At 64.5% G+C, this 23,374-nt stretch carries 24 protein-coding genes and 2 pseudogenes; 10 read left to right on the plus strand and 16 right to left on the minus strand.

Translation table 11 applies throughout. From position 1 onward, the window contains the following. Window positions 1-79: 79 nt before the first annotated feature. From ACVILI_RS25045 to ACVILI_RS25065, 5 genes are all read right to left on the minus strand, one after another. Window positions 80-448 (minus strand): periplasmic heavy metal sensor, encoded by a 369-nt coding sequence (locus ACVILI_RS25045; protein WP_236951998.1) that lies wholly within the window; start codon window positions 446-448, stop codon window positions 80-82. Window positions 449-477: 29 nt separating this feature from the next. Beyond that, window positions 478-909: a hypothetical protein gene (locus tag ACVILI_RS25050; protein ID WP_038648032.1), complete on the minus strand. Its 432-nt coding sequence runs from the start codon at window positions 907-909 to the stop codon at window positions 478-480. Then, window positions 906-1,502, minus strand: a complete 597-nt coding sequence (locus ACVILI_RS25055) for an RNA polymerase sigma factor (RefSeq protein WP_038648034.1) — start codon at window positions 1,500-1,502, stop codon at window positions 906-908. The genes ACVILI_RS25050 and ACVILI_RS25055 overlap by 4 nt, the downstream gene beginning before the upstream one ends. A 91-nt stretch (window positions 1,503-1,593) precedes the next feature. Beyond that, the gene (locus tag ACVILI_RS25060; RefSeq protein WP_038648036.1) at window positions 1,594-1,977 is read right to left on the minus strand and encodes a hypothetical protein; all 384 of its coding nucleotides are present in this window, start codon (window positions 1,975-1,977) and stop codon (window positions 1,594-1,596) included. A 40-nt stretch (window positions 1,978-2,017) separates the two neighbouring features. Continuing rightward, complete coding sequence (locus tag ACVILI_RS25065) at window positions 2,018-2,452, minus strand: EF-hand domain-containing protein (RefSeq protein WP_038648039.1); 435 nt, start codon at window positions 2,450-2,452, stop codon at window positions 2,018-2,020. A gap of 253 nt (window positions 2,453-2,705) precedes the next feature. Between ACVILI_RS25065 and ACVILI_RS25070 the strand changes: the two genes are divergently transcribed. The 4 genes and pseudogenes from ACVILI_RS25070 (at window position 2,706) to ACVILI_RS25085 (ending at window position 4,611) form a co-directional block, all read left to right on the plus strand. Then, window positions 2,706-3,131: an EF-hand domain-containing protein gene (locus ACVILI_RS25070; protein WP_038648041.1), complete on the plus strand. Its 426-nt coding sequence runs from the start codon at window positions 2,706-2,708 to the stop codon at window positions 3,129-3,131. 31 nt (window positions 3,132-3,162) lie between these two features. Beyond that, window positions 3,163-3,588 (plus strand): BA14K family protein, encoded by a 426-nt coding sequence (locus ACVILI_RS25075; RefSeq protein ID WP_457102643.1) that lies wholly within the window; start codon window positions 3,163-3,165, stop codon window positions 3,586-3,588. 155 nt (window positions 3,589-3,743) lie between these two features. After that, window positions 3,744-4,088 (plus strand): annotated as a pseudogene (locus ACVILI_RS25080) (VOC family protein); the annotation flags it as partial. Between the two features lie 250 nt (window positions 4,089-4,338). Beyond that, entirely contained in the window at window positions 4,339-4,611 is a 273-nt protein-coding gene (locus tag ACVILI_RS25085; RefSeq protein WP_019859410.1) for a hypothetical protein, read from the plus strand. Between the two features lie 19 nt (window positions 4,612-4,630). Here the strand turns inward: ACVILI_RS25085 and ACVILI_RS25090 are convergent, their stop codons facing one another. The 6 genes from ACVILI_RS25090 to ACVILI_RS25115 all read right to left on the minus strand — a co-directional run bounded on the left by ACVILI_RS25090 (window position 4,631) and on the right by ACVILI_RS25115 (window position 11,168). After that, complete coding sequence (locus ACVILI_RS25090; RefSeq protein WP_038648047.1) at window positions 4,631-5,629, minus strand: bestrophin family protein; 999 nt, start codon at window positions 5,627-5,629, stop codon at window positions 4,631-4,633. Between the two features lie 128 nt (window positions 5,630-5,757). Beyond that, window positions 5,758-6,906, minus strand: a complete 1,149-nt coding sequence (locus tag ACVILI_RS25095; protein WP_038648049.1) for a substrate-binding domain-containing protein — start codon at window positions 6,904-6,906, stop codon at window positions 5,758-5,760. A 74-nt stretch (window positions 6,907-6,980) separates the two neighbouring features. Continuing rightward, a complete protein-coding gene (locus ACVILI_RS25100) occupies window positions 6,981-7,967 on the minus strand; it encodes an ABC transporter permease (protein WP_038648052.1) in 987 nt (328 codons plus the stop codon). Continuing rightward, window positions 7,964-9,535, minus strand: a complete 1,572-nt coding sequence (locus ACVILI_RS25105; protein WP_038648054.1) for a sugar ABC transporter ATP-binding protein — start codon at window positions 9,533-9,535, stop codon at window positions 7,964-7,966. The genes ACVILI_RS25100 and ACVILI_RS25105 overlap by 4 nt, the downstream gene beginning before the upstream one ends. Before the next feature lie 113 nt (window positions 9,536-9,648). Further along, a complete protein-coding gene (locus ACVILI_RS25110; protein ID WP_038648057.1) occupies window positions 9,649-10,392 on the minus strand; it encodes a DeoR/GlpR family DNA-binding transcription regulator in 744 nt (247 codons plus the stop codon). Between the two features lie 149 nt (window positions 10,393-10,541). After that, window positions 10,542-11,168 carry a TetR/AcrR family transcriptional regulator gene (locus ACVILI_RS25115; protein ID WP_051726838.1) on the minus strand — a complete coding sequence of 209 codons (627 nt, stop codon included), beginning with the start codon at window positions 11,166-11,168 and terminating at the stop codon, window positions 10,542-10,544. 257 nt (window positions 11,169-11,425) lie between these two features. On the opposite strand from ACVILI_RS25115, the gene ACVILI_RS25120 reads away from it, so the two are divergent. From ACVILI_RS25120 to ACVILI_RS25130, 3 genes and pseudogenes are all read left to right on the plus strand, one after another. Continuing rightward, complete coding sequence (locus ACVILI_RS25120; RefSeq protein ID WP_081295939.1) at window positions 11,426-11,899, plus strand: (2Fe-2S)-binding protein; 474 nt, start codon at window positions 11,426-11,428, stop codon at window positions 11,897-11,899. Then, window positions 11,896-12,879, plus strand: a complete 984-nt coding sequence (locus tag ACVILI_RS25125) for an FAD binding domain-containing protein (RefSeq protein ID WP_038648060.1) — start codon at window positions 11,896-11,898, stop codon at window positions 12,877-12,879. Before ACVILI_RS25120 ends, ACVILI_RS25125 begins: the two co-directional genes overlap by 4 nt. Further along, window positions 12,876-15,189: pseudogene (locus ACVILI_RS25130) on the plus strand (xanthine dehydrogenase family protein molybdopterin-binding subunit). Before ACVILI_RS25125 ends, ACVILI_RS25130 begins: the two are co-directional and overlap by 4 nt. A gap of 58 nt (window positions 15,190-15,247) precedes the next feature. On the opposite strand, the gene ACVILI_RS25135 reads toward ACVILI_RS25130, so the two are convergent. Further along, the gene (locus ACVILI_RS25135) at window positions 15,248-16,258 is read right to left on the minus strand and encodes a zinc-dependent alcohol dehydrogenase family protein (RefSeq protein ID WP_202379911.1); all 1,011 of its coding nucleotides are present in this window, start codon (window positions 16,256-16,258) and stop codon (window positions 15,248-15,250) included. Window positions 16,259-16,355: 97 nt separating this feature from the next. On the opposite strand from ACVILI_RS25135, the gene ACVILI_RS25140 reads away from it, so the two are divergent. After that, the gene (locus ACVILI_RS25140; RefSeq protein ID WP_019859421.1) at window positions 16,356-17,285 is read left to right on the plus strand and encodes a LysR family transcriptional regulator; all 930 of its coding nucleotides are present in this window, start codon (window positions 16,356-16,358) and stop codon (window positions 17,283-17,285) included. A 28-nt stretch (window positions 17,286-17,313) separates the two neighbouring features. Here the strand turns inward: ACVILI_RS25140 and ACVILI_RS25145 are convergent, their stop codons facing one another. From ACVILI_RS25145 to ACVILI_RS25160, 4 genes are all read right to left on the minus strand, one after another. Continuing rightward, complete coding sequence (locus ACVILI_RS25145; protein ID WP_038653013.1) at window positions 17,314-18,438, minus strand: hypothetical protein; 1,125 nt, start codon at window positions 18,436-18,438, stop codon at window positions 17,314-17,316. A 169-nt stretch (window positions 18,439-18,607) separates the two neighbouring features. Continuing rightward, complete coding sequence (locus ACVILI_RS25150; RefSeq protein WP_038648065.1) at window positions 18,608-19,489, minus strand: EamA family transporter; 882 nt, start codon at window positions 19,487-19,489, stop codon at window positions 18,608-18,610. Between the two features lie 136 nt (window positions 19,490-19,625). Beyond that, window positions 19,626-20,312, minus strand: a complete 687-nt coding sequence (locus ACVILI_RS25155) for an aspartyl/asparaginyl beta-hydroxylase domain-containing protein (protein WP_038648068.1) — start codon at window positions 20,310-20,312, stop codon at window positions 19,626-19,628. Window positions 20,313-20,676: 364 nt separating this feature from the next. After that, a complete protein-coding gene (locus tag ACVILI_RS25160; protein ID WP_148307405.1) occupies window positions 20,677-21,075 on the minus strand; it encodes a hypothetical protein in 399 nt (132 codons plus the stop codon). 23 nt (window positions 21,076-21,098) lie between these two features. Here ACVILI_RS25160 and ACVILI_RS25165 point away from each other — a divergent pair, with 23 nt between their 5' ends. After that, window positions 21,099-22,271 carry an acyltransferase family protein gene (locus ACVILI_RS25165; RefSeq protein WP_038648069.1) on the plus strand — a complete coding sequence of 391 codons (1,173 nt, stop codon included), beginning with the start codon at window positions 21,099-21,101 and terminating at the stop codon, window positions 22,269-22,271. Beyond that, window positions 22,268-23,374 carry a glycosyltransferase family 2 protein gene (locus ACVILI_RS25170; protein ID WP_038648072.1) on the plus strand — a complete coding sequence of 369 codons (1,107 nt, stop codon included), beginning with the start codon at window positions 22,268-22,270 and terminating at the stop codon, window positions 23,372-23,374. Before ACVILI_RS25165 ends, ACVILI_RS25170 begins: the two co-directional genes overlap by 4 nt.

Genomic DNA, 23,374 nt, shown 5'->3' on the forward strand with positions numbered 1-23,374 from the left:
TTCCATCTTTGCGATCGCAAGCCGGTTGGACATCGACATAGGTCGGCGACGATTGTGCCGTCAGTAGGGCCGTCGCGGCTTAGCCTCCCGCGGCGGGCTTGGCGTTAACGTTCTTCAGCGCGGTCAGGAGATAATCCTGCATGGTCGCCTGAAGGTTGGTCGTTGCGCTGCGCACCGCCGCCATCGCGTCCTTCACCGCCGCTTCATCAAAGGGTTTGGCGGTTTGTGCCGCCGCCAGATTGGCGCGAGCACTGCGCAAGTCGCGCAACGCCTGGAAGGTGCGCGAGCGGTTGTCGCGCAGAATGCCGCGGAACTCCTTCCTCACCTCGGGCGGATAGCTGCTGGCAATTTCCGACAACAGTACGCGCGCCGCCGCGCCCTGGCGCAACCCGTGCATGGCATAACCGACCAGGAAGAAGTTGACGGCGAGCGAAAGGGCGAGCAGCACCAGCGTCGCCGTCCATATCCAGGGACGCTTCAAAGCGAGCCCTCCCCTTCCGCGTCGGCCGCGATACCGCCATCGGCCAGCGACGAACCGGACGCCAGCGCCAGAAGCTCCGTATCGGACGGATCATCCTGTAGCCGCGCCACCTGGTAGCCTGCCAACGTTGCCGCCACCAGCACGGCAGCGACGCAGGCCGCGAACCCGGCCGGACTGAAGAGCAGGCGCGGCAAGAGAGACGGGCGTGCCGAGCCGGCTTCGATACGGGCCAGCACCTTGCGCGCCAGTGCCTGGTCGTCGCCATCGGTCAGCGCCGCTTCGAGCACGAGACGATCGAGCGCGGCATCCGGGTCGTCCTTGCGCTCGGCCGCCAGCAGCGCCAGCGCCTGCTGGCGGAAAGGCGCCGGCCATGTCTCGACCGCAGCGCCAAAGCGCAGGCTGTGTCGTTCGAATTCGTCCCGTGTCATGAGGACTCCCTTTCGCGGCTCACGGCCGCCATTGCCAAATGATCCCTGAGCGCACGCCGTCCGCGCACCAGCAATTGCTCGGCCGAGCCGATGCTGCCGCCCATCACCTCGGCGATCGCCGCGATGTCGAGGTCGCCGACGGCTCTCAGCAGTACCGCCATGCGCTGCCGTTCCGGCAGGCGCGAGAGCCCGTCGCGGACGATCGCCAGTTCCTGCCGCGCCGCCGTCGTCGCCTCGGCGTCCGCCTCCGGCGCGGCGACCTCATCCCTTATGTCGTCCAGCCCGATGAAGCTGCGTAGCGCCCTGCGTCGACGCTGGTCAATGCATCGGTTGGCGGTGATCCGGTAGAGCCAGGTCGAAGCCCGCCCCTTGGCCGGATCAAACCGCGCGGCCTGTTTCCAGACGGTCACGAACACCTCCTGCACCACATCCTCGGCGTCGCCGGCATTGCCGAGATAACGCGCCGCGAACATTCGCAACCCGCGGCCATGGCGAGCGATGAGCTCGGACAGCGCGCTTTGGTTGCCCCCGGCGATGCGGGCCAGAAGCTCGTCGTCGCCTCTGGGCTCGTCATGCTGCACGGTGGCGGCCACCGGTTGGCAAGACTTCGATGGCGAGTCCGAACCTCGCATCGATCCGGATCGGCGCAGAAACGAATTTCGGGCTCAAATCCATCACCAGATGTCAGCGGCGCCAGCGGCGAATGCCGTAGACGGTCTTGCCGTTAGGACCGGTGAAGCTACCTGCCGAACGGCCTCGAAACGGCCCCGCCGCCGATACACGCTTGCCGGAGAAGGTCTGCCCATTCGGGCCGGTGCCAGAATAGCTTCTGGCGCAGCGATCAACAACGCCACCAATGCATTTGGAGCTCGATGTGTAGGCACCGCCATTGGCCCCGGTGCGGGTGGTCGAGCCGGTATAGACATTGCCGTCCCGGGTCACGCTGCGGCTGATCTCGCCGCCATGCGCGGTCGGACGCCGCCACTCCTCGGCCGAGGCCGGCGAAGCGGCCGACCAGGCAAGCACCGCGCCGATACAGAGCGCCGGAATCTTTACTGAAAACAACATGTCGTACTCCTTGTTTTGTAAAGGGAATGATCGCTGCCGATTAGTTGGCACGCTCGGCTATCAGCTTGCGGATGGTTGCGATCTCGTCCGCGGAAATCCTGCCGTCACCGTTGCGATCAATGAGGTCGAACAACGGCATGCTGCTGGCAAATTCCTGTTGCGACACCTTGCCGTCGCCATTCGTGTCGAGGCGGCGCCAGCGATTGCCGAGCCGCGCCTGCGCCACCTCGGCGCGATCCTCGATCGCCTGGCGGGCGCTGTCGATCTCCTTCTCGTCGATGACGCCGTCGCCATTGCGGTCGAGCCGCCTGAACAGCCGCTCGCGGGCGGCCGTCATCTCGTCCTTGGAGATGGCGCCGTCGCCATTGGTATCGATGCGTTGCAGGATGCGCTGGCCCGGCATGTCTTGTGCCTGCGCCGCACGGAGCGGCACAAGTCCGACAAGCAAGGCCGCAATGAGTGCTGAACGTTTCATGATGATGATCCTTTCGTGGTCGGGTCGCGGGGGGCGACTGCTGACCGATACGCAGCACCGGGCCGGACCCTACGCTCGACACGGGAGATTCTTTTCGAACGCGCCAATCTGCGTCGCGGCATCGCTCGGCAGTTGCGCCCGCAGCATCTCGAGAAAAATCTCCCGATCGCGCGTAGGAGCACAAAAGGGCCTGCGTAGAAGGCTCTGCAAGGACGGTCCGCGGCGGACCATCCGACCCAATGCGGAGACCAGCATGAACAAGATCGTCATAGCCCTTGCCGGCCTGCTGCTTGGCGCTGGCAGCGTCTGTGCGGCGGACGGCAGCGGCGCCAGGGAACTCTTCCGGCGTATCGACACCAACGGCGACCGAAAGCTGGAGTTCAGCGAAATCCAGGCCGCGCGGGCGCGGATGTTCGACCGGATGGATGCCAACCACAATGGTCTGCTCGACGCGGGCGAAGTGCGCACTGCCGTCGAGCAGGTGAAGTCGAAGCGAGACTTCCAGGCCGCGCAATTCGCCGACTTCCGAGCACAGGCCAGCCGCATCGACCGCAATGGCGATGGCAAGATTTCGCGCGACGAGTTTGCCGCCTTCATTCCCGACCGGTTGCTGCGGGCGGACACGAATGGCGACGGTGCGCTTTCCATCTCCGAACTGCGGGCGCTCCGGCGCCAGTGATCCCCTAGACAACCCATCCCACAGGAGAGACATGATGAAACGGACGCTTGCGGCATTTTGCGGTTTGATGATTGGCGCCTCGGTGCTGGCCTCGCCGGCTCAGGCCCTGCCGGTCGTGCCGGCCTCTGCCCCGGCATCGGCCACCACAGCGCCGACGCCGGTGTGGTTCCGGCGCGGCTTCTACGTCGTCGGCGGCGGCTACTACTATAACGGCTATCGCGGCTATGTCCGCGTGCGGCCGGGCTACCGCTACTACAACGGCTACTGGTTCCCCGCCGCCGCCTTTGCCGCCAGTGTCGCGGCGGCGACTGTCGCGCCATTGCCGCGTCCCGCGGTGCGTCTGGAAGCGGCGCACGTACGCTGGTGCCATGAGCGCTACGTTTCCTACCGCGCCTGGGACAACAGCTATCAGCCTTATAGCGGACCCCGCCAGCAGTGCTGGTCGCCCTATAGTTGAGGCGCTGGGCGCTTCGCGCACAGCCTTCATGCCCTTGCACCAAACGCGACGGGAGATGACATGATCACCAATCGGTCGATGCCCGCGAGCACGATTATACCAGTGCTCGCCTATCCGATGTCGAGACGGCCAGCCGCTGGCTCTGCCACGTCTTCGGGTTCGAACAGAGGCTAATCATCGGCAACCACCGCCACCAACTCGACTTCGGTGAGGGAGCGTTGATTGTCGCCGGATCGAAGAAGGGCGAACCGATACCGGAGCAGGCCGGCGCGCCGTTAGCGGTGATGGTGCGTGTCATGGATGTCGATGCCCATCACAAGCGAGCTGTGCGCCACGGTGCCGTGATCCTGAGCCCGCCGGTCAGCTTCCCCTATGGCGAGCGGCAATATTCCTGTCGCGACTTCGCCGGCCACCACTGGACGTTCTCTCAGTCGATCGCCGACGTCGCGCCTGAGGACTGGGGTGGCGTCGCGATCGGCAATCGAGCAATCTCGGAATAGGCGTCAGTCCCGCCTAGGTTTCGATATCCTCAACCGGCAGCAATGGCTTACAATTCATAACTCCAGGCACGGGTGGAACGCACGCCACATCGTTCGCAGCCCTGATCTGTCGGTGACTCCACGTCGCGACAGCTCCATCAGCAACAGCTAATTGACAGTCTACGGGAAACGGCGCTCACTGGCCCGTACAGGTGGATCGCAGCATCAGGCGGGCGATATCGACCGCCGGCGTCACCCTGGGGAGGATGCCATGCCAACCGTAATCGGCCATCACAACATCTCGAAAGACAGCAAGCACTGGCTCAGTTCACCCAAGCGCAAGGAGCTTTTCGGCTCGCTGGGGATCACCAACATCCGCACCTTCGTCGATCCGCAGAACCCGAAACGGGTGGCCGTGATGATGGACGTGCCGGATATGGATAAGATGGCCGCGCTAATGCAGAGCAAGGCGGCCGCCGACGCCATGGCGCATGATGGCGTGGTGCCGGAATCGCTGGTGATCCTCGTCGAAGCGAAAGCGTAGCCGCGCCAGATCAGGCACTTCAGGTCGCGATATCGTTGACGGGCAGCAAGGGCTTCGGCAGGTCAGCCTCGCCAAGGCCCGCGCGCAGTTCGATCTCGATGTCGCGGCAGATCTGCGAGATTGGAACGTCGTTGGCATTGCCCTCGAACGGGTTGGCGCTGCTTTCGCCGACCTGGTCGAGAGACATGTAGGCCCAGCCCAGCAGCGTGCTGAACGGGATCGTCAGCCAGATGCCGAATGTGCCGAGCGCACCGCCCAGCTTGCCCATCTCCGCGAAGACCGGAACGACGCCGAACGGCAGCAGCGTGCAGAAGATCATCACGAACATGGAACTGACGATGGCGTATTGGCGCGGATAGGGATTGTTCTTGATGCGGTCGCAGCGCGCCTGCTGATCGTGGAAGTCGCGGATCAGCTTCGTCAGTTCGACGTATATCTGCGGGGGGAGCTTGGCGTCCTTGAACAGCGCGTTGACCTGGACCGATTGCATTTCGAGCAGGGCCAGCGCCGGCTGCGGCGATTTCAGCACCTTGTCGGCCTGTTCGGCCACAAGCGGCGGCAATTCCTCGGCGAGCGAGCCCTTGTCCTCGCTGATGCGGTAGCGCCGCATATACTCGATATTGGCCGCCTTCCCCATCGATTCCCAGGGCATCGGCCGCCGCAGCGAAAAGCGCAGTGCCGTCATCCAGGCGATATGACGGTAGATGAGCTGCCTCGCCGTCGGCGCGTCGAGGAAGTCGCGGCAGAAATTGGACCACATCCGGCTGCTGGCGATGATTTGCGTGAAGGCCTGCAACGCCTCGCCGCTGCGGGTCAGCACCTGCGAATTCTTGAAGCCGGCGACGAGAGACACGGTGGTGCCGAGCACGAGCACGACAGACCATGGCACCGAGAACCCGGCAATGCCCGGAAGACGGTAGGCCGCGACGGCCAGTCCGCTCACCACCACCATGTAGATGACGCTGCGCCGCGACCACAGCGCGAAATCGATCAGTTTGTAGGAACGGCCTACATACATCGCATGCCCTCGAAAACGTGGATAACAGGCAAATCAAGCTATTGACGCCTAGCATGCCCCACGCCCGGGATGAATGGCCGTTCCGGCTATTGTGGGCGCGGGATCTCTCCCGCGCCCATGCCGCTATCTCAATTGCACTTCGGCTTGGCGCTGTTGCAGGCGTCGACGAGTTCAGCCGGCGGATCCTTGTGGAAGACAGTCTTGAAGGATTCCAGCACGTTGGACTGCACCACCGGCAGCGACTGCACGCCGACCCAAGCGGGCGTGGGTTGCCCGATCAGCGCCTTCATCATCGCCAGCGCCTCGGCGACGCCCTGGTCATAGGGGCGCTGCGAGCCGGTTGCCTTGAGCGGTCCGCCCTTGGCGATCTCGATCGCCGACTGCAGACCGAGATCGACGGTGGTGATCGGAATGTCGATGCCTTGCGCGCGCATCGAGGACAGCGTGTCCAGCGCCGGCTGGTCCCATACCGCGAACAGCCCCTTCACATCGGGATTGCCGGTGAGGAAATCGCCGGAGATCTGCGAGACCTTGGAGGGATCGGTGAAGTCGACCTGCTTCATGACGATGTCGGGACGGTTCTTTTTCATCCACTCACCGACGCCCTTGGTGCGCTCATTGGTGCTGAAATAGTCGACGCCGAAATTGACCAGGCCGATCGTGCCGCCCTTGGGCATGCAGGACGCCAGGATCTGCGCCGCGATCTGGCCGTTGCCTTGGCTGTCGGCCGAGATCATCGAGGCAAAATCCTTGGGAGATGAGAGGCCAACGGGGATGCTGTCCATGAACACCAGCTTGATGCCGGCCTCGCCCACCTTCTTGTAGGTCGGCGCCGTCGCCGTGAAATCGACGGGAATGGAGATGATGCCGTCCGGATGCTGCTGGATGGTGTTCTCGATATCGGCGATCTGCTTGTCGACCTGATACTCGGCCGACGCCACGCCGGTGACGGTGACGCCATATTTTGCCAGCGTTTCGCTGATGCCTTGCACCTGCAATTGCGACCAGTCGAGGTTCACCGTCTGCATGGAAATGCCGACCTTGAACTTGCCGGCCTTGACCTTGGCGGCCTCTTCGTCGGTCAATTTCAGCTCGTCGGGCGAGGCTGCCTTCTCGCCATGCGGGCCTTGGCCGACAATGCCCTTGGGACCGAGTGTCGCCATGTCGACGCCGGTAACGCAAGTGTCCGGCGTCTGCGCCACGCTCAGGGACGTCGACAGCGCGAAGGCGCTGGCGGCGAGGCTCAATGTGCAGAAAAGCGAGTGAACCGATTTCATGACTTCCTCCGTTGATTGTTGATATTTGTTTTGCCGTTTGGAGTCGGCGGCTTCTGCTGATTTCCGCGTGCGCCTTACCTCCTCGTGAACGCGACCGCGGCGACGATGATTGCTCCCTTGATGACAAGTTGCAGTGACGAGCTGACGCCGAGCAGCACCAGTCCGTTGTTGAGCGTGCCGATGATCAGGCTGCCGAGCAGCGTGCCGAGCACGAAGCCGCGGCCGCCGAACAGGCTGCAGCCGCCAAGGATGACCGAGGCGATGACGTCGAGCTCCATGCCTTGCACCACATCGGGCCGCGCCGCGTGCGAGCGCGCCGACAGGATGAGCGACGCCAGCCCGGCGAGCGTGCCGGTCAGCACGAAGGCGAGCGTCGTGACCTGCTTGATATGGACGCCGGAATAGAGCGCGGCCGTCGGGTTGCCGCCCGCCGCGTAAACCCGCCGCCCATAGACGCTGTAGTGCAGCAGCAAGATGCCGGCGATGGTGACGCCGAGCGTCCACAGGATCGGCGCCGGTATGCCGAGCACCGAGCCTTCGCCGAAGATCGCGAAATAATACTCGTTGGTGATGATGACCGGCTTGGTGTTGGTGACCATCAGCGCCAGGCCGCGCGCGCCGCTCAGCGTGCCCAGCGTCACCAGGAAGGACGGGATTTCCAGGCGCGTGGTCAAGACACCGTTGAGCAGCCCGATCAGCGCCCCGGTGCCCAGCCCCGCCACGGCGCCGACGACCCAGCTGTTGGCGACAAAGGCCATGGCCAGCGATGCGCTCATGCCCGAAAGTGCCAGCGTCGAGGCGACGGACAGGTCGATCTGCCTGGAGATGATGACGAATGTCATGCCCACCGCGATGATCGAGACCAGTGTCGTCTGGCGACCGATGTTGAGAAAATTGTCGATCGACAGGAACCAGGGCGACGCCAGGCTGAACACGATCAGCATGATGGCGAAGGCCACGTAGAGCATGTAGGGCCGGTCGCCCTGGAGCAGATGCTGCAAGGCCGAGCGACCACCTGGCTGGCTGGCTGCGGCTTTCGCTGGGCTTTGGATGTCGGTCATGCCGCGTGCTCTTCCGATGGCTGCGAAAGTTGAATGAGGTGATGAAGATCCTCGGCGCTGCCGAAGTCCGGCCGCGCGATCGTCCTGGTGATCCGGCCATCGACGACGATGGAGATGCGGTCGCAAAGCTGCAGCAGTTCGGAGAGGTCCGAAGACACCAGCAGCACGCCGCTGCCGGCCGCTGCCGCGGCGCGAATGACGCCGTAAATCTCCTCGCGCGCGCCGACATCGACCCCGACCGTCGGCTCGTCGAGCAGCAGCACGCGCGGCCGTGGTTCGTTCCATTTGCCGAACACCACTTTCTGCTGGTTGCCGCCCGACAGGTTCTTCACCATGGTCGACGCGCTCGGCGCCTTCACGGCCAGCCGGCGCATCGCCGCATTGGCATGTTCGCTCGCCGGCCGCCGCTGCAGCCAGCCAAGGCGCGAGAAATAAGGCAGGCGGGGCAAGGTCAGATTGCGCTCGATCGAATGTTCGAGGACCAGGCCCTGGACGTGCCGGTCCTCCGGCACAAGCGCGATGCCCAGCCCGATCGCCGCCGCCGGGTCTGTGCCCTTCAGCGAGACACCGTCCAGGCTGGCCTCGCCCGATTGAACGGATCGCAGGCCGAAGATGGTCTGCAGGATTTCGGTGCGTCCGCTGCCGATCAGCCCGGCAAGGCCATGGATTTCGCCGGCGCGCAATTCGAGACTGGCCCCGTCGAGCCGGTCATTGCTGACACCTTTCAATTCGAGCACGGGCTTTTCAGATGAACCGGCCGATGACGCCGTGCCTTGTGCAGGTGCATCGCCATCTGCTTTCAGCACAGCGTGATCCGGCCCGACGATCGCGCCGACCAATTGCCGCATATTGGTTTGCGCCGTGACGAAGGTGCCGGCGTTCTGCCCGTCGCGGAAGACGGTTACCCGGTTGGAAATGCGGAACACTTCGTTGAGGCGATGCGTGACATAGATCACCCCGACGCCCCGCGCCGCGACCGCCCGGATCGCCTCGAACAGGATCTTCTCCTCATCATCGGTCAGCGCCGAGGTCGGCTCGTCCAAAATGAGCAGGCGGACATCGCCCATCAGCGCCTTGGCGATCTCGGTCATCTGGCGATAGGCGAAGGGCAGCGAGCCGACCATGGCACGGGCATCGAGCGGGATGTTCTGCGACTTGAGGAAGGCTTCGGCCTGCGCCACCAGCTGGCGTTTTTTCAGGAAGCCGAGCCGCGTCTTCGGCTCTCGCCCCAGAAGCAGATTGTCGGCCACCGACAGCGACTCGACCAGGCTCAGATCCTGATAGACGACGGCCACGCCGGCATCGCGCGACTGGGCCGGCGAAGAAAACGAGACAGGCTTGCCGTCGATTTCGATCGAGCCGCCATCATGCACATGCACGCCGCTCAGGATCTTGATCAGCGTCGACTTGCCGGCGCCGTTTTCACCGAGCAGTGCGTGCACTTCACCGGCGCGGATTTCGAGACTGACGCCGCGCAGCGCATTGACGCCGCCGAACCGCTTCCTGACGCCCTCGACGCGCAGCAAGGGCGTCCCGGAAAATGGCGCAATCGAACCCTGTTCGATCATGACGCCCGCACTTCCTCCCGTTGACGCGTCCCCTACCCTTGTCGAGCCCCTTTTGGGACTTCTCTTACTTTTTTTGTGACTTTTCCATCAGACCAGTGAAATGTCAAACGGAGTCAGGCCTGCGGCAGGAATGAATCCGGCCCGACCTCGCCGTGCTCGGTAATGATGGCGTCGAAGCCGTCCATGGCTGAGAAGAAGGCGCGCTTGAGCTTGCCGATCTTGCTCGAGTCGATGACCAGGTAATTTTCGCGCGCCAGGCTCATCACCTTCTGCTTCACCACCGCCTCGTGGAAATGCTCGCAGGTGGCACCGCGCTTGGCATCGACGCCGGCGGCCGACAGGAAGGCCGCGTTGATGCCGACGCTGTTCAAAATGTCGAAATCATGCGTGCCCGAGAATGACGCCGACGCTGGATGATAGACGCCGCCCAGCATGATGATGGTGACATTGGGCCTGCGGCTCAGCCGCTCCGCGACATTCATGGCGTAACATATTGCCGTTATTTGATAATTTTCGGGAATGAGATCGATCAGATGGATCAGCGTCGTGCCGCAGTCGATGAAGATCGTCTCGTCGGGCCGTATCTTGCGCACCGCATGCGCGCAGGCTTCGCGCTTGGCCGCCGCATGGCTGTCGGCCGCGGTCGCCAATTCGTAGGGAATATCGGCCTCGATCTCGGCCGCCGCCAATATGTGCCCTCCGAGATAGGCGATCTGCCCCTGGTTGGTGGCGATGTCGCGCCGCACCGTCATCTCGGAGACGCCGAGCAGCGCCGCCGCTTCGCTGAGATGGATAACCCGCCGCTGCGACAGCAGATCGATCAACCGGGCTGTCCTTTGCGCTTTGCGAGCAGTCATGCGTTGGGCCTGTGCATCCTGAAATGTGAGGATTTTAACAACCGCTCGCATTCAGATGCAAGTGCGGCGCGCGGGCTCGGCCTGCCATGGCTAACGGAGACGTCTGTCTACGAGGTTTCTTGGTTCGCTGAGACCGGTCTTGGAGACCGTCAGGCCTTGGCGGGGTTCCCCGCCCCGAACCGCAACCCATCCATCAACAGCTTGACCAGCCGCCGCGAACGGTCACGCCACTCCGGCGTATCGGGCGCGGAATAGATGCCCGACAGGGCGTGCAGCACATCGGAGGCATCGACATCGCCGCGGATGGTGCCGTCGGCCACCGCCGCCTCGACCAGTTGCCGCAAGGCCTGCGAGACCCGCCCCGACGTGTCGGAAAACAGCGTCGAATTGGTTGTGAGCAGGATGCGCAGGCTGGTCGCCAGGCCGCGCTTGGTGGCGATGTAGTCGACGAAGCGCCGCATCCACTCCTCCAGCGCGACATCGGACGGATGCCTTGCCGCAAGCTCGCCGGCGGCGGCGCACAGCGCCTCGACCTCGCGGCGGTAGACCACCTCGACCAGATGCTCGCGCGTCGGGAAATGCCGGTAGAGCGTGCCGATGCCGACGCCGGCGCGGCGCGCGATCTCCTCCAGCGAGGCATCGATGCCGCGCTCGGCAAACACCGAGGCCGCCACCTCGACCAGCCGGTCGCGGTTGCGCTGGGCATCCGCGCGCAGCGGTTTGGTTTCCGCGGCGGCGTCTTCAGCGATGACGGCTTCGGCCAATCTTTTCTCCACGGACAAAATATGGGGACTTGAACCCGGCCAGGCCAGCCCCCACGTAATAAACGGAGGCACCTCCGCTTTAAGTGGAGTGCTTTCATCATATAGGCAGGGAACCCCGTATGTCACCTCTTTCGAACCCGCAAGACAAAGCGGTTACCCACTGGAGACTGGCGAAGGCCGCCAACATCTAGCCCTCCGCCGCCCTTGCCCTCCTTCGCCCCGACACCAATTCATTCCCCTCAGCGTCAAGCAACCGGAGCCAGACGCCCATGACAAAAATCCCCGTCCATCTCGATATCAACGGCCAGCATCACGAATTGCAGCTCGAGCCGCGCGTGACGCTGCTCGATGCGTTGCGCGAGCGGCTAGGCCTGACCGGCACCAAGAAAGGCTGCGACCATGGCCAGTGCGGCGCCTGCACCGTGCACATAGACGGCGAGCGCGTGCTGGCGTGCCTGACGCTGGCCGCGCAAGCCGAAGGCCGCGCCATCACCACCATTGAGGGGCTTGCACGGGCGGGCGAACTGCATCCCGTGCAGGCTGCCTTCCTCGAGCAGGACGCCTTCCAGTGCGGTTATTGCACGCCGGGCCAGATCATGTCGGCGGTGGCCTGCATCCGCGAGGGCCATGCCGGCTCGGATGAGGAAATCCGCGAATACATGGCCGGTAATCTCTGCCGCTGCGGCGCCTATCCGCACATCGTCGCCGCCGTGCGCCAGGCAGCTCAGGAGTTCGCATCATGAGGGATTTTTCCTATCTTCGCGCCACGTCTGCCGATGCCGCACGCCAGGCGGCCGCCCTGCCCGGCGCCATGCTGCTGGCCGGCGGCACCACGCTGATCGACCTCGCCAAATGCGGCGTCGCCGAGCCCGACACGCTGGTCGACATCACCCATCTCAAGGGGCTCGACCGGATCGACGTGAGCGAACGCGGCGCCACCATCGGCGCGCTCGCCAAAATGGGCCGTGTCGCCGACCACGCCGATATCAAGAGCCGCTTCCCCGCCATCTCCGAAGCGCTGTGGCAGGCGGCGTCGGCGCAGATCCGCAACATGGCGACCATCGGCGGCAATCTTATGCAGCGCACGCGCTGCCCCTATTTCCGCGATCCCTCCAACTTCTCCGCCTGCAACAAGCGTGATCCCGGCAGCGGCTGTTCGGCGATCGGCGGCGTCACCCGCGGACACGCCGTGCTCGGCACCAGCGAGGCCTGTATCGCCATGTATCCCGGCGACCTCGCCACCGCTTTGGTCGCCTTCGACGCAACAGTTCATCTGGGCGAGCGCAACCTTCTGGTCGACGACTTTTTCCTGCTGCCCGGCGCCACGCCCGACAGGGAACACGCGATCGAGCCGGGCGAGATGATCACCGCCATCGAAATCCCCGGCTCCGCCGCCGCCCGCCGCTCGACCTATCTGAAAATCCGCGACCGGCAATCCTATGAATTCGCTGCGGCAAGCGCGGCGGTTGGTATCGAATTCGAAGCCGATGGCCGCACCATCCGCGACCTGCGCGTGGCGCTCGGCGGCGTCGCGACCAAGCCCTGGCGTGTCCGTGCCGTGGAAGACGCCCTGAAGGGCAAGGCACTGGAGCCGGAAACCGTCCGTGCCGCGAGCCTGCTCGCCGTCGAAGGCGCCGTCGACCATGGCGCCAACCACTACAAGATCGAACTCGCGCCGCGCGTTGTCGCGCGCGCCATCCTCAAATTGGGAGAGACGGCATGACCGTTCACAACATCAGAGTTGGTGAATCGAAACGGGGCGACGCCTCCGACGGCGCATTGACGGAAGCCGTCGGCGGCAGGCTGTCGCGCGTCGACGGCCCGGCCAAGATCACCGGTGCCGCGAAATACGCGGTCGAACAGCAGCTCGAAGGTCTGGCCTACGCCGTGCTGGTCGAAAGCACGATCGCCTCGGGCAAGGTGCGCGCGATCGACACGGCAATCGCTGACGCCTCGCCGGGCGTCCTGCAAGTGCTGACCCCTGACACCATCATCAGCCTCCGGACCGCGTCGGACTGGTTCGGCACGCCGCCGCCGGACAAGCCCTACTGCCCGCTGGCGCGCGACATCACCTTCTCGGGCCAGCACGTCGCGGCGGTCGTCGCCGATACCTTCGAGCAGGCGGTCGCCGCGGCGGCCTTGGTCAAGGTCAGCTATGACGAGACGCCCGCCATCGTCGACCTCAGCGACGGCAAGGCCGGCGACGGCATTCCGATCGATGCCATGACCAAGGAATGGGGCGACGCGCCTGCCGCCTTCGCCGCCGCGCCGGTGCGCATCTGCGCCGCCTACAACACGCCGCGCGAATATCAGGCGCCGATGGAGCCGCATGGGCTGATCGCGCACTGGCAAGGCGATCATCTCACCGTGTGGGGAGCCGAGCCAGTGGCTGGACGGTATGGCCCGCACCTATGCCGAATGGTTCGAAGTGCCGTTCGAGAATGTGCGGCTGGTCTCGCCCTATATTGGCGGCGGCTTCGGCTCCAAGGCGCTGGCGCTCAGCCATAGCGCGGTGGCGGCAAGTGCCGCCAAGATGCTGGGACGGCCGGTGAAGCTGGTGATGACGCGGCCGCAGACCTTTACCGGCTATGGCGGCCGCGCCGCGACGCGCCAGACGGTGACGATCGGCGCCGACCGCGACGGCATGATCCAGTCGATCGTGCATCGCGGCGTCAATGAAACATCCATCGACGGCATGTGGGTCGAGCCGCTGGGCTCGGTCACCTCGATCATGTATGCGACGCCGAATTTCTCCTCGAAGCAGAATGTCGTGCGGGTTAATTCCGTGGTGCCGGGCGCCATGCGGGCGCCGGGCGAAAATCCGTCGGCCTTCGGGATCGAAAGCGCCATCGACGAGCTCGCCTATGAGGTCGGCATCGACCCACTGGAGATTCGGCTCAGAAACTATGCCGAGCAGGATCCGCACGCCAGAAAAGCCTGGTCGACCAGGCAGTTGCGAGAGGCTTTTGCCGCGGGCGCCGAGCGCTTCGGCTGGTCCAGGCGCTCGTCGAAACCGCGCTCGATGCGCGACGGCAACCAGCTGATCGGCTGGGGCGTCGCCGCCGGCACCTATCCGGTGCGGCGCGCCTACGGCGAGGCTCTCGTGCGCATCCTGGCCGACGGCTCGGTCGAGGTCGAAAGCTCCTCGATCGACATGGGCCAGGGCACCTACACCATCCTGGCGCAGACCGCCGCCGAGACGGTCGGCGTGCCGGCCGACGATGTTGTGGTGAAGCTCGGCGACTCCCGCTTTGCCCGCGCCGGCGTCAGCGGCGGCTCGCGGCTGGCTGGCGTGATGACGGGGGCGGTCCACAAGGCCGCGACCTCGGCGCTCGATCAACTGGTGGGCCTGGCGATCAGCGATCCGCGCTCGCCCTTCCACGCGCTGCAGGCCAACACTTTGGTAGTCGCAAAGGGCCGCATCGCTTCGCCGCGCGGCGACGGCCCGGATGTCTCGATCGCCGAACTGCTCAAAAGCGTCGGCCGCGACCGCATCGAGGCGACCGGCGACACCATGCCGGCCAACTCGACGGCGGAAGACCGCTACAAGAACTACACCACCATCGCCATGGCGCTGCCGCACACCGAGGGCGATTATTCCCGCTACTCCTGGTGCGCGCATTTCATCGAGGTGCGCGTCGACGAGGATTTCGGCACGGTGCGCGTCTCGCGCGTCGTGTCGGCACTGGATTCCGGCCGGCTCTACAACCCGAAGCTCGCCGAAAGCCAATGGAAGGGCGGCATCATCATGGGCATCGGCCAGGCGTTGCTGGAAGAAGGCATCATGGATCGTCGCCACGGCCGCATCGTCAACAACAACCTCGCCGATTACCTGGTGCCGACCAATGCCGACATCCCGGACATCGAGGTGATCTCGGTGGGCATTCCCGACCTGCACTCCTCGGCGCTCGGCGGCAAGGGTGTCGGTGAACTCGGCATCGTCGGTGTCGCGCCCGCGATCGCCAATGCGGTGTTCCACGCGACGGGAAAGAGGGTGCGCGATTTGCCGATCACGCTGGAGAAGCTGATCTGAGGGTGGAGCGCGTAATCTCCCTTTGCGCTGGAGATTACGCGCTCGTCCGCTTTCGCCCCTACCACTCCAATCCGAACGCCAGCTTGCCGAAATGCAGGCCGCCGGCGGCCATGTGGGCGTAGGCTTCGGCCGCGTCACCAGGCGAAAACACCTTGTCGACGACCGGCTCGATCCCGGCCGCGCCGATGGCGCGGGCGGCGTCGCGAAGGTCGGACACCGACCCGGTGTTGTTGCCGATCACCTTCAGCGCCTTGATGATGATCGGCAACAGGTTGATCGTGGCCTCGGCGCCGGTGACGAAACCGATGGTGAACAGCGTGCCGCCGGGCGCGGTGGCGTTGATGGCGCGGGCGAAGGTGGCGGTGCCGCCGGTCTCGACGACGAGGTCGGCGCCGAGGCCGCCGGTCAGTTCCAGCACCTTGCCGTCCCAGTCTGATGTCGCGCGGTAGTTGATGAGATGATCGGCGCCCAGCGCCTTCGCCCGCTCCAGCTTCTCGTCCGATGACGAGGTGATGATGACGGTGGCGCCGGCGGCCTTGGCAAGCTGCAGGGTGAAGATCGAGACGCCGCCGGTGCCGAGCAGCACAACCACCGAGCCCGGCCCGACATTGGCGGTGCGCAGCGCGTTCCATGCCGTGGTGCCGGCGATCGGCAATGTCGATGCAGCCTCGAAGGAGAGATGCGCAGGGACCGGCACGAGCGAATTGGCCGGCAGCGCGACATATTCGGCCAGTGACCCCGGCAGCGAGACGCCACGCATCTGCGTCATCTCGTAGGGCCGCGGCCGGCCGCCGATCCAGCGCGGCTTGGCATGGGCGACGACGCGATCACCCGTGCTGAAACTCGTAACGCCCTCGCCCAGCGCGACGATCTCGCCGGCGCCGTCGGCGACCGGGATGAGCGGAAAGCTCGGTCCGGGATAATTGCCGCTCGCCACCGCGACATCGACGAAATTGAGGCTTGCCGCACGCTGGCGGATCAGCACCTCGCCGCGCTGCGGTTCGGGGGTGGCGACGGTGGCGGCGCGGAAGGCGTCGAGCCGAGGTTGGCTCAGTTCGATGGCTTTCATGGTTTTCACTCCGGTGGGACGATTGATGGTTGAGTGAACCTATCTGCTGCGCTATTCCTATATAATCGTTTCATTTTGCATTTGAGTAATGCGGAAAATGCAGCAATCTCACGAACCGGCGGCCCTTGCCGAAATGGCGGCCTTCGCTGCCATCGCCGAGGCGCGCTCCTTCACCAGGGCAGCAGTGCGTGTCGGGCGCGACGCGACCATCCTGTCGCGGCGCCTGCAATCGCTGGAGGAGCGGCTGGGGGTCAGGCTGCTCTCCCGCACGACACGCAGCGTGTCGCTGACCGAAGCCGGTGCCGAATTCCTGGTACGCGTGCGCGCCATCCTCGCCTCCGTCGACGAGGCAGAGGCCGCCGCGTCGGCTCATGCCGACGGCAGCCCGCGCGGCCTGCTCAGGCTGGCGCTGCCCGGCACGTTCGGGCGCATGTGGATCGGACCGCTGCTGCCGCAATTCCTTGCCGAATATCCCGATATCCGCATCGAGGCCGAATTCTCCAACCGCTTCGCCGATCTGGTCGCCGAGAATTTCGACGTCGCCGTGCGGCTCGGCGCGCTGGAGGATTCGCGCCTGGTGGCGCGCAAGGTGGCGACGCGGCGCCGGCTGCTTTGCGCCGCCCCCGCCTATCTCGCCCGAAGAGGCAGGCCGCGGACGCCGCAGGCGCTGCTCGAGCATTCCTGCCTGGGCTTCAGCGGCTTCCAGACCTTTCCGGCCTGGGAGATGACCGACCGCGAGGGCCGGCGCGCACGCGTCGAGGTTTCCGGACCGTTGGTCAGCGACGATGCCGAGGTGCTGGTGGAGGCCGCCGTGCAGGGCCTCGGCCTGATGATGAGCACCGACTGGCTGATCGGCCGCGAGCTCGGCGACGGACGGCTGGTTCCTGTCCTGGAGGAGTGGACGCTGGCCGACGAAGGCGCGGTCTATGTCGTCGTGCCCTCCGCCAAGGGACAAGCCGCCAAGACCCGCGCCTTCGCCGACTGGATCAGCAAGCGCTTCGCGCCGGTGCCGCCCTGGCGGCAATGAAGTGGCGTCATCCTGTTTATCTCCCCGCCTATCCTGGAAAATCCCAGTTCGACCGGTTCAGGACATCGCTGGGTGGAAGAATCTCTTCGGGCTTGAGTTCTCGGCGCTGAACCTCATCGGCGACAAATTCCTCACGTGGCCCCCACGCTCCACCACTGCCGATTTTTAGCGGGATTTTGTCCTGCGTCAGACATTGCGAAAGGTTTATGTCAAACGTACCCGGAGCCATGTCGAACCAGTCGCACGCCTCGCCGAGAACACTGTCCGTGCGGCCCATGCTCTCCGGGATGACATTGCGGCCGAGGTGAATAGCCGGCGAATCTGCCGACTGACATTTCTCGCATATGGAGAGACGCTCAAACGCACCGCCCTTGGCGGCCCCGAAGGATAGTGCCTGCCCCGTTTGGTCGTTGCGGATATTTAGGGTTCGCCGTCCATCGGGATACGATGTTTCATCGTAGGTCCATGGATCGTGCCGCCGCAATGCCCTGACCGCACCTTGCCATTGCATGTGCATGGCAAAATCCGGTGGGCGCTTGACAGCGGTTGCAGCTTGGGGTGGCGGATGGTCGAAGTGCAGCCATTGGGCAACCTCCAGCAAATTGGCAGGCAGCTCGACCGCCTCGGCGGACACGGGGCGCCGTTCGAGTCTGACAATCGCCGTCGATTGAAACAGCGAGCCGTTCACAAACACCCTCGTGGCTATCTCGATACCATCAGCCGTCAGGCAACTCAGCCATTGCAGTTTAGGAACCTGCTTGTCTGGATCGCGCCGCACGACGTCCCGCACGTCGCATCGCTCGCCGGCATGCGTCTCGGTCTGGCCGGTTTCCGTTACTGCGCGAATTCGTTCGTAGGACGTCGACGTCCGACGGTTTACCGAAACAGAGGAATAGTTTGAATCCCTAAGGAACGAGACCGTTATTTGCTTTGCCGGATTTCCGTAGATGACAGTTCCGAGTTCGTCCACACGGACCCAGCCGTCATGATGTGTGACGATCCTCGTATGGGATCCGGCCGAATTTCCCGATGGTTGCACCGTCATCGTCGCGACATAGTCGGGGACATTGGCCGAGGGCGCATAGGGTATGTCGCCTGCCCACGCCGGAGAACCTGCCAGAACGAGGCCCGCCATGATCGGTAGTCTCATCATGGCTTCTCCCCCGCGTGCCACGCAGCTGCCAGCCGTACGATTCCCGGCAAGAGCGGCGATTTTGCGACGACTGTGCGACCGGGCTCCAACCTCAGCGTCAAGTTCTGACGACAACAGGGCGCCGGCTCGCGCCAAAATTGACGTCGCCGGGCGGTCCTAGCGTCCACCTTTATTCCGGCGACGGCACCGGCGGCTTCGAGGTCAGCGCCGTCCCGGCGGCAGCGACAATGACGGCGGCGATGCCGGCCAGTTGCGGCGGGGTCAGGCTTTCGTGCAGGAACAGGAAGCCGGCCAGCGCGCCGAGTCCCGGCTCCAGGCACGTCAGCGTGCCGTAGATGCGGGCCGGCATGCGGGTCAGCGCCACCATCTCCAGGAAGAATGGCAGCGCGCTGGAAAACAGGCCGACGAGCAGCGCGCTGACCAGGATTGACGGCGCCAGCAGCCCCATTCCCGCCTGCGCCACGCCGAAGGGCAGCACCAGCACGGCGGCGATCGCCATCCCATAGGCGGTGGTGCGGGTGCCAAGCTCCGCACCCGCTTTCTGCGCCAGCACGATATAGAGCGCCCAGAAGCCGCCGGCCGCCAGCGCCAGCATCACCCCGGTCGGATCGAGCGGCTGCAAGGAGTGGATGAAGGGCGACAACAGGATGATGCCGGCCAGGGCAAGCGCGATCCAGGCGAAGTCGCTGGCGCGCCGCGAGGTCAGCGTCGCCACCAGCAGCGGCCCGGAAAATTCCAGCGCCACGGCGACGCCGAGCGGGATCCTGGCAAGGGCTGCATAGAACAGCAGGTTGAGCGCGCAGAGCGTCACGCCATAGGCGACCAGCCACGGCAAGGTGGCGCGCGTCGGCCGCATCTGCCAGGGCCGCAGCACCGCGATCAGCATCAGCGCGCCGATGACCAGCCGCAGCGTCGTCGTGCCTTGTGCACCGATCTGCGGGAACAGGGTTTTGGCGAAGGTGGCGCCGATCTGGATCGACACCATGGCCCCCATCAGCGCCGCGACGGGCAAGGGCGCCGCTTCGCGACTGGCAACCGGCATCGATGTCACTTTGGTTTGTCCTTCCCTGCCGCGATATGCAGACGCGGCAGTATCGGGATAGGCCGAACCGGCTTGCCTGTCCTGAGGCAGTGAAGGCGGCTTGATAGGGTCAAGACAGTGCGGGCGCGCTGGCGCCCTCGCCGATTCAGCCGCTGAACGACACGCCCCGGCGGCGCATGCCCGCCTGCACGCCGCGCACGATCATCCGGGACAGTATTTCCATGTCCCAGGGCATGCCCGGACGCCAGACATCCAGCAGCAGGGCGATGCGCGCTTCATCGGCGTTGTTGATCACCTCGTGCGGATAGGTGTCGTCCCACAACATGCCTTCGCCGTCGGTGATCCGTTCTTCCTGATGGTCGATCATCATGATGGTTGCCGGGCGGCCATCGGCCTGGCGCGGGATGACCAGGCCTAGGTGAAACCGCATGATGCCGCGGAACGGCCCGCGATGGCTGGGTATGTGCTTGCGCGGCGCCAGGAACGAGATAGCCGCCGATTTGACTTCCGGGCATTCGGCAAGCAAGCGGCTGAGAACCGGCATGCGCGCCAGGTTCTCCGGCACCGCCATGTCATAGGCCTTGAGCACGAACATGCGCCAGTCGCGCCCGTCATTGGCCGAGATATCGGCCTGCTCCGGCATGATGTCGTGGAAGCGCGGGACCTTGCCCAGACGCACGCCAAGCGCTTCATCACGGATGTCGCGCCAGGCGCCGGTGAACTTCGCCGCGTTGGGAAATTCGCTGGCGGTATCGAGAATCGCCGGCGCGTCTATGCGCCTTTCATAGACACGCCGGATAACATCGGATGCAAGATCGTAGGTGCGCGACATCGCATGGCCTCCGTCGCATCATAAACGGACGGCCCCCGATTTTGGTTACACATTTTGTTCACGACGCCGTGCGCCGTATCAAAAACATATATCGCAAGTTGGAGGTCACCTCGCGGCGCTGTGAGGCGCTGGCGAGCCATGGTTTTGCCGTATGAAAGGCCTTTCCAGCAACCTGCAGCTTGGCCGGATGCCTGCTTTTGAGGGAAGCAAGCCGCGTGGTAAGCCAACGAAAGAAGGCTACTATGCTGCATCGCAAAAAGCTAACGATTCCAGTTCATTCGCCGGATGATTCCGAATGAACCAAAATAGGTAAAATGTAGATTCTTAAATCTCGAGGTTTTTTTAACGAAAATTCCGATGCTTCCTATCTGCTCGAGCAGAAATGTTTCTGATCAACTAAGGCGAGCAAGCCGATACAACTCCAACCAAAAAGTTGAAAAGCTATGGGGAATTTCCAGAACCCGAAAAAATTGCGGATTTTTGCCAATTTTTGGCCTTGCTCACATAAGTATTTCAGGTCGCTAAATTTTTTGTGTTGCGCTGCACAATGCGGTGACCGAACCATCCGCCGGGGGACTCGTTTTGCGACTGGACATACGCCGTGAAGGATTCCGCCGGGTTGACCGACTTGAGCCGTCCGTCCGTCGATTGCGAGATCGACCCAGGCAGGCTCGCACAGCGCGGGTTTGATGGCGCCCCGGCGAATTTCGCGTGCATTGGTCTGCCGCTCGAAACGGCACTCTGCCAGCCTCATCGCGGACATCAGGCCCCCCGTGGAAGCCGCTGATGGCAAACGCCCGCGACATCCAGCTGGACGCGCTCAGGGCCATCGCCGTGACGATGGTGATGTATTCCCATTTCTACGCGGCGGGAGGATCTTCGTTCTGGGGCCATATCGGCGTGCGGCTGTTCTTCGTTCTGAGCGGCTTCCTGATCACCCGCCTGCTCTTGGAAGCGCGTTCGGCCGCCGCGTTTGAAGCCGGCCCCGCGCTGCGGTCCTTCTACATCCGGCGGGCGCTGCGGATATTCCCTCCCTATTTTGCCGTGCTGGGTTTCGTCTGGCTGTTCGATCTGGAGCAGTCCAGGGGATCGCTGGTCTGGCATGCGCTTTACCTGTCGAATTTCTGGTATGCGCTGCGCAATGACTGGAACCCCTGGGTTCTCTGCCATTTCTGGAGCCTGAGCATCGAGGAGCAGTTTTATATTGCCTGGCCGCTTGTGGTCCTGCTGGCCCCATACCGGCGCTTCGAACAGATCTGCATCGGCGTCATCGCGCTGTCCTTGGCCTATCGCTTCTACTGGCCGGTCACCGCCACTCCGGCGCTGGCGCGCGACCTGCTGCCGCCGGCATCCATGGACGCGCTGGCGTCGGGCGCGCTGCTTGCCTGCTGGCGGTCGAGGGGCGCCGGCTTGCCGCAATGGATGCGGCTGGGCTGGCCTGCCTTCGCGGCCGCGTTCCTGATGATCGAGTGGTTTGTCCCGGCACCTCCCGATCCGACGCTGGAGTGGGCCCGCTGGCTGCTGCTGCAAGTCCTGCCCCTGGTGCCGCTGATGGCCATCGTCGCCGCCTGTTCGCGCGGCCTTGGCGGCATCCCCGGCAGGTTTGCGGAGCTCCCGCCGCTGCTGGCCCTCGGCCGTATCAGCTACGGCGTCTATCTCTATCATCCGATATTGCTGTCGCTCGCCGTCAAGTCGCAGCCCTGGATTCCACTCAATGTCTCGGAGCAAGGGCCAGGACGGTTCCTGGTTGCAAGCATTGCCACGATTGTCGTGGCCGCGATTTCCTGGCTGGTTTTCGAAAGGCCGCTCAACAGCCTCAAGCGCCACTTCCCCTATGTCCGGCGAGCCCAGGCAGGTCGTGCCGGCTGGTTCGCGAGGCCGGCGCAAGCCTATCCCGGCGGATCGCCCGACGGCCGCGCGCCATCCCTCGACCTCCCGCGAAGGGATGCAAGACCATGACCGCCGCGCCGCTCGTCTCCGTCCTGCTGCCGGTCTACAATGCCGGCCCCTACCTTGCCGCAGCACTTGGAAGCATCCTGCGGCAGGACTACCGCCGCCTGGAGGTTGTCGCGATCGACGACGGCTCGAGCGACAATTCGCTCGAGATCCTCGAGCGATACCGGCAGGCCGACAGCCGCATCTCGATCATCTCGCGCGAAAACCGCGGCCTCGTCGCGACGCTCAACGAAGGGCTGGCGGTCGCGAGCGGCGAGCTGGTCGCGCGGATGGACGCCGACGACGTCGCCTATCCCTGGCGCCTGTCGCGCCAGGTGGCGTTGTTCGAGCAGCGGCCCGAGCTCGGCTTCTGCGGCGCCGGCGTCGACATGCTGATCCGCGGCCGCATCGCCAGGGGCAAGCCCGATCCGGTGTTCCGGTTCGGCCGCATGCCCATATTGGCGATGTTCTTCACCATCTTCATGCACCCGACGGTCGTCTACAACAGGAAGGTCGTCGAAGACGCCGCTCTCCACTACGACCCGACCTACAGGCACGCCGAGGATTTCGATCTCTTCAGGCGGCTGGCCGCTCGCTACCCGGCGGCCATGATGCCCGAGAACCTTGTCGTCTACCGCGTCCATCAGGCAAGCGTGACCAGCCGGCACAGCAAGGAGATGCGCAGGACGCATTTGCGCATCGTGGCCGAGAACCTCGAGCGCGAGGGCCTCGCGGAAGCCACGTGGGACCTGCGCGACATCGGCGAAGCGGTCAGCTTCGACACGGTCACCCGCGCGGCCGACTTCATCGTCGCGCTGGAGCAGCAGATCCGCTCCCTGCCGGCCGAGACGCGGCCGAGCTTCGAGGCCGGCGCTCTCAACCTGTTCTATTTCCTCTACCAGCTCGTGACCGACGAAAGGCAGCCGCCCCTGACGCATGAATTGCTGACGCGGACCGCGAAGTGGAACGCCATCCGGCGGCGCGAGAAATATGCGCTGCGGCCGGGCGCCTTGGCACCCTGGCTGAGCCTCGCCTCGCTGTCGGCCGGCAAGCAAGCGGACGCCGTGGAATATTTCTTCAAATCCGCGCCCGCCGCGGCGGTTCTGGCATCTCATCAGGTGGGCTAG

This window comes from Mesorhizobium sp. USDA 4775, assembly GCF_054062655.1.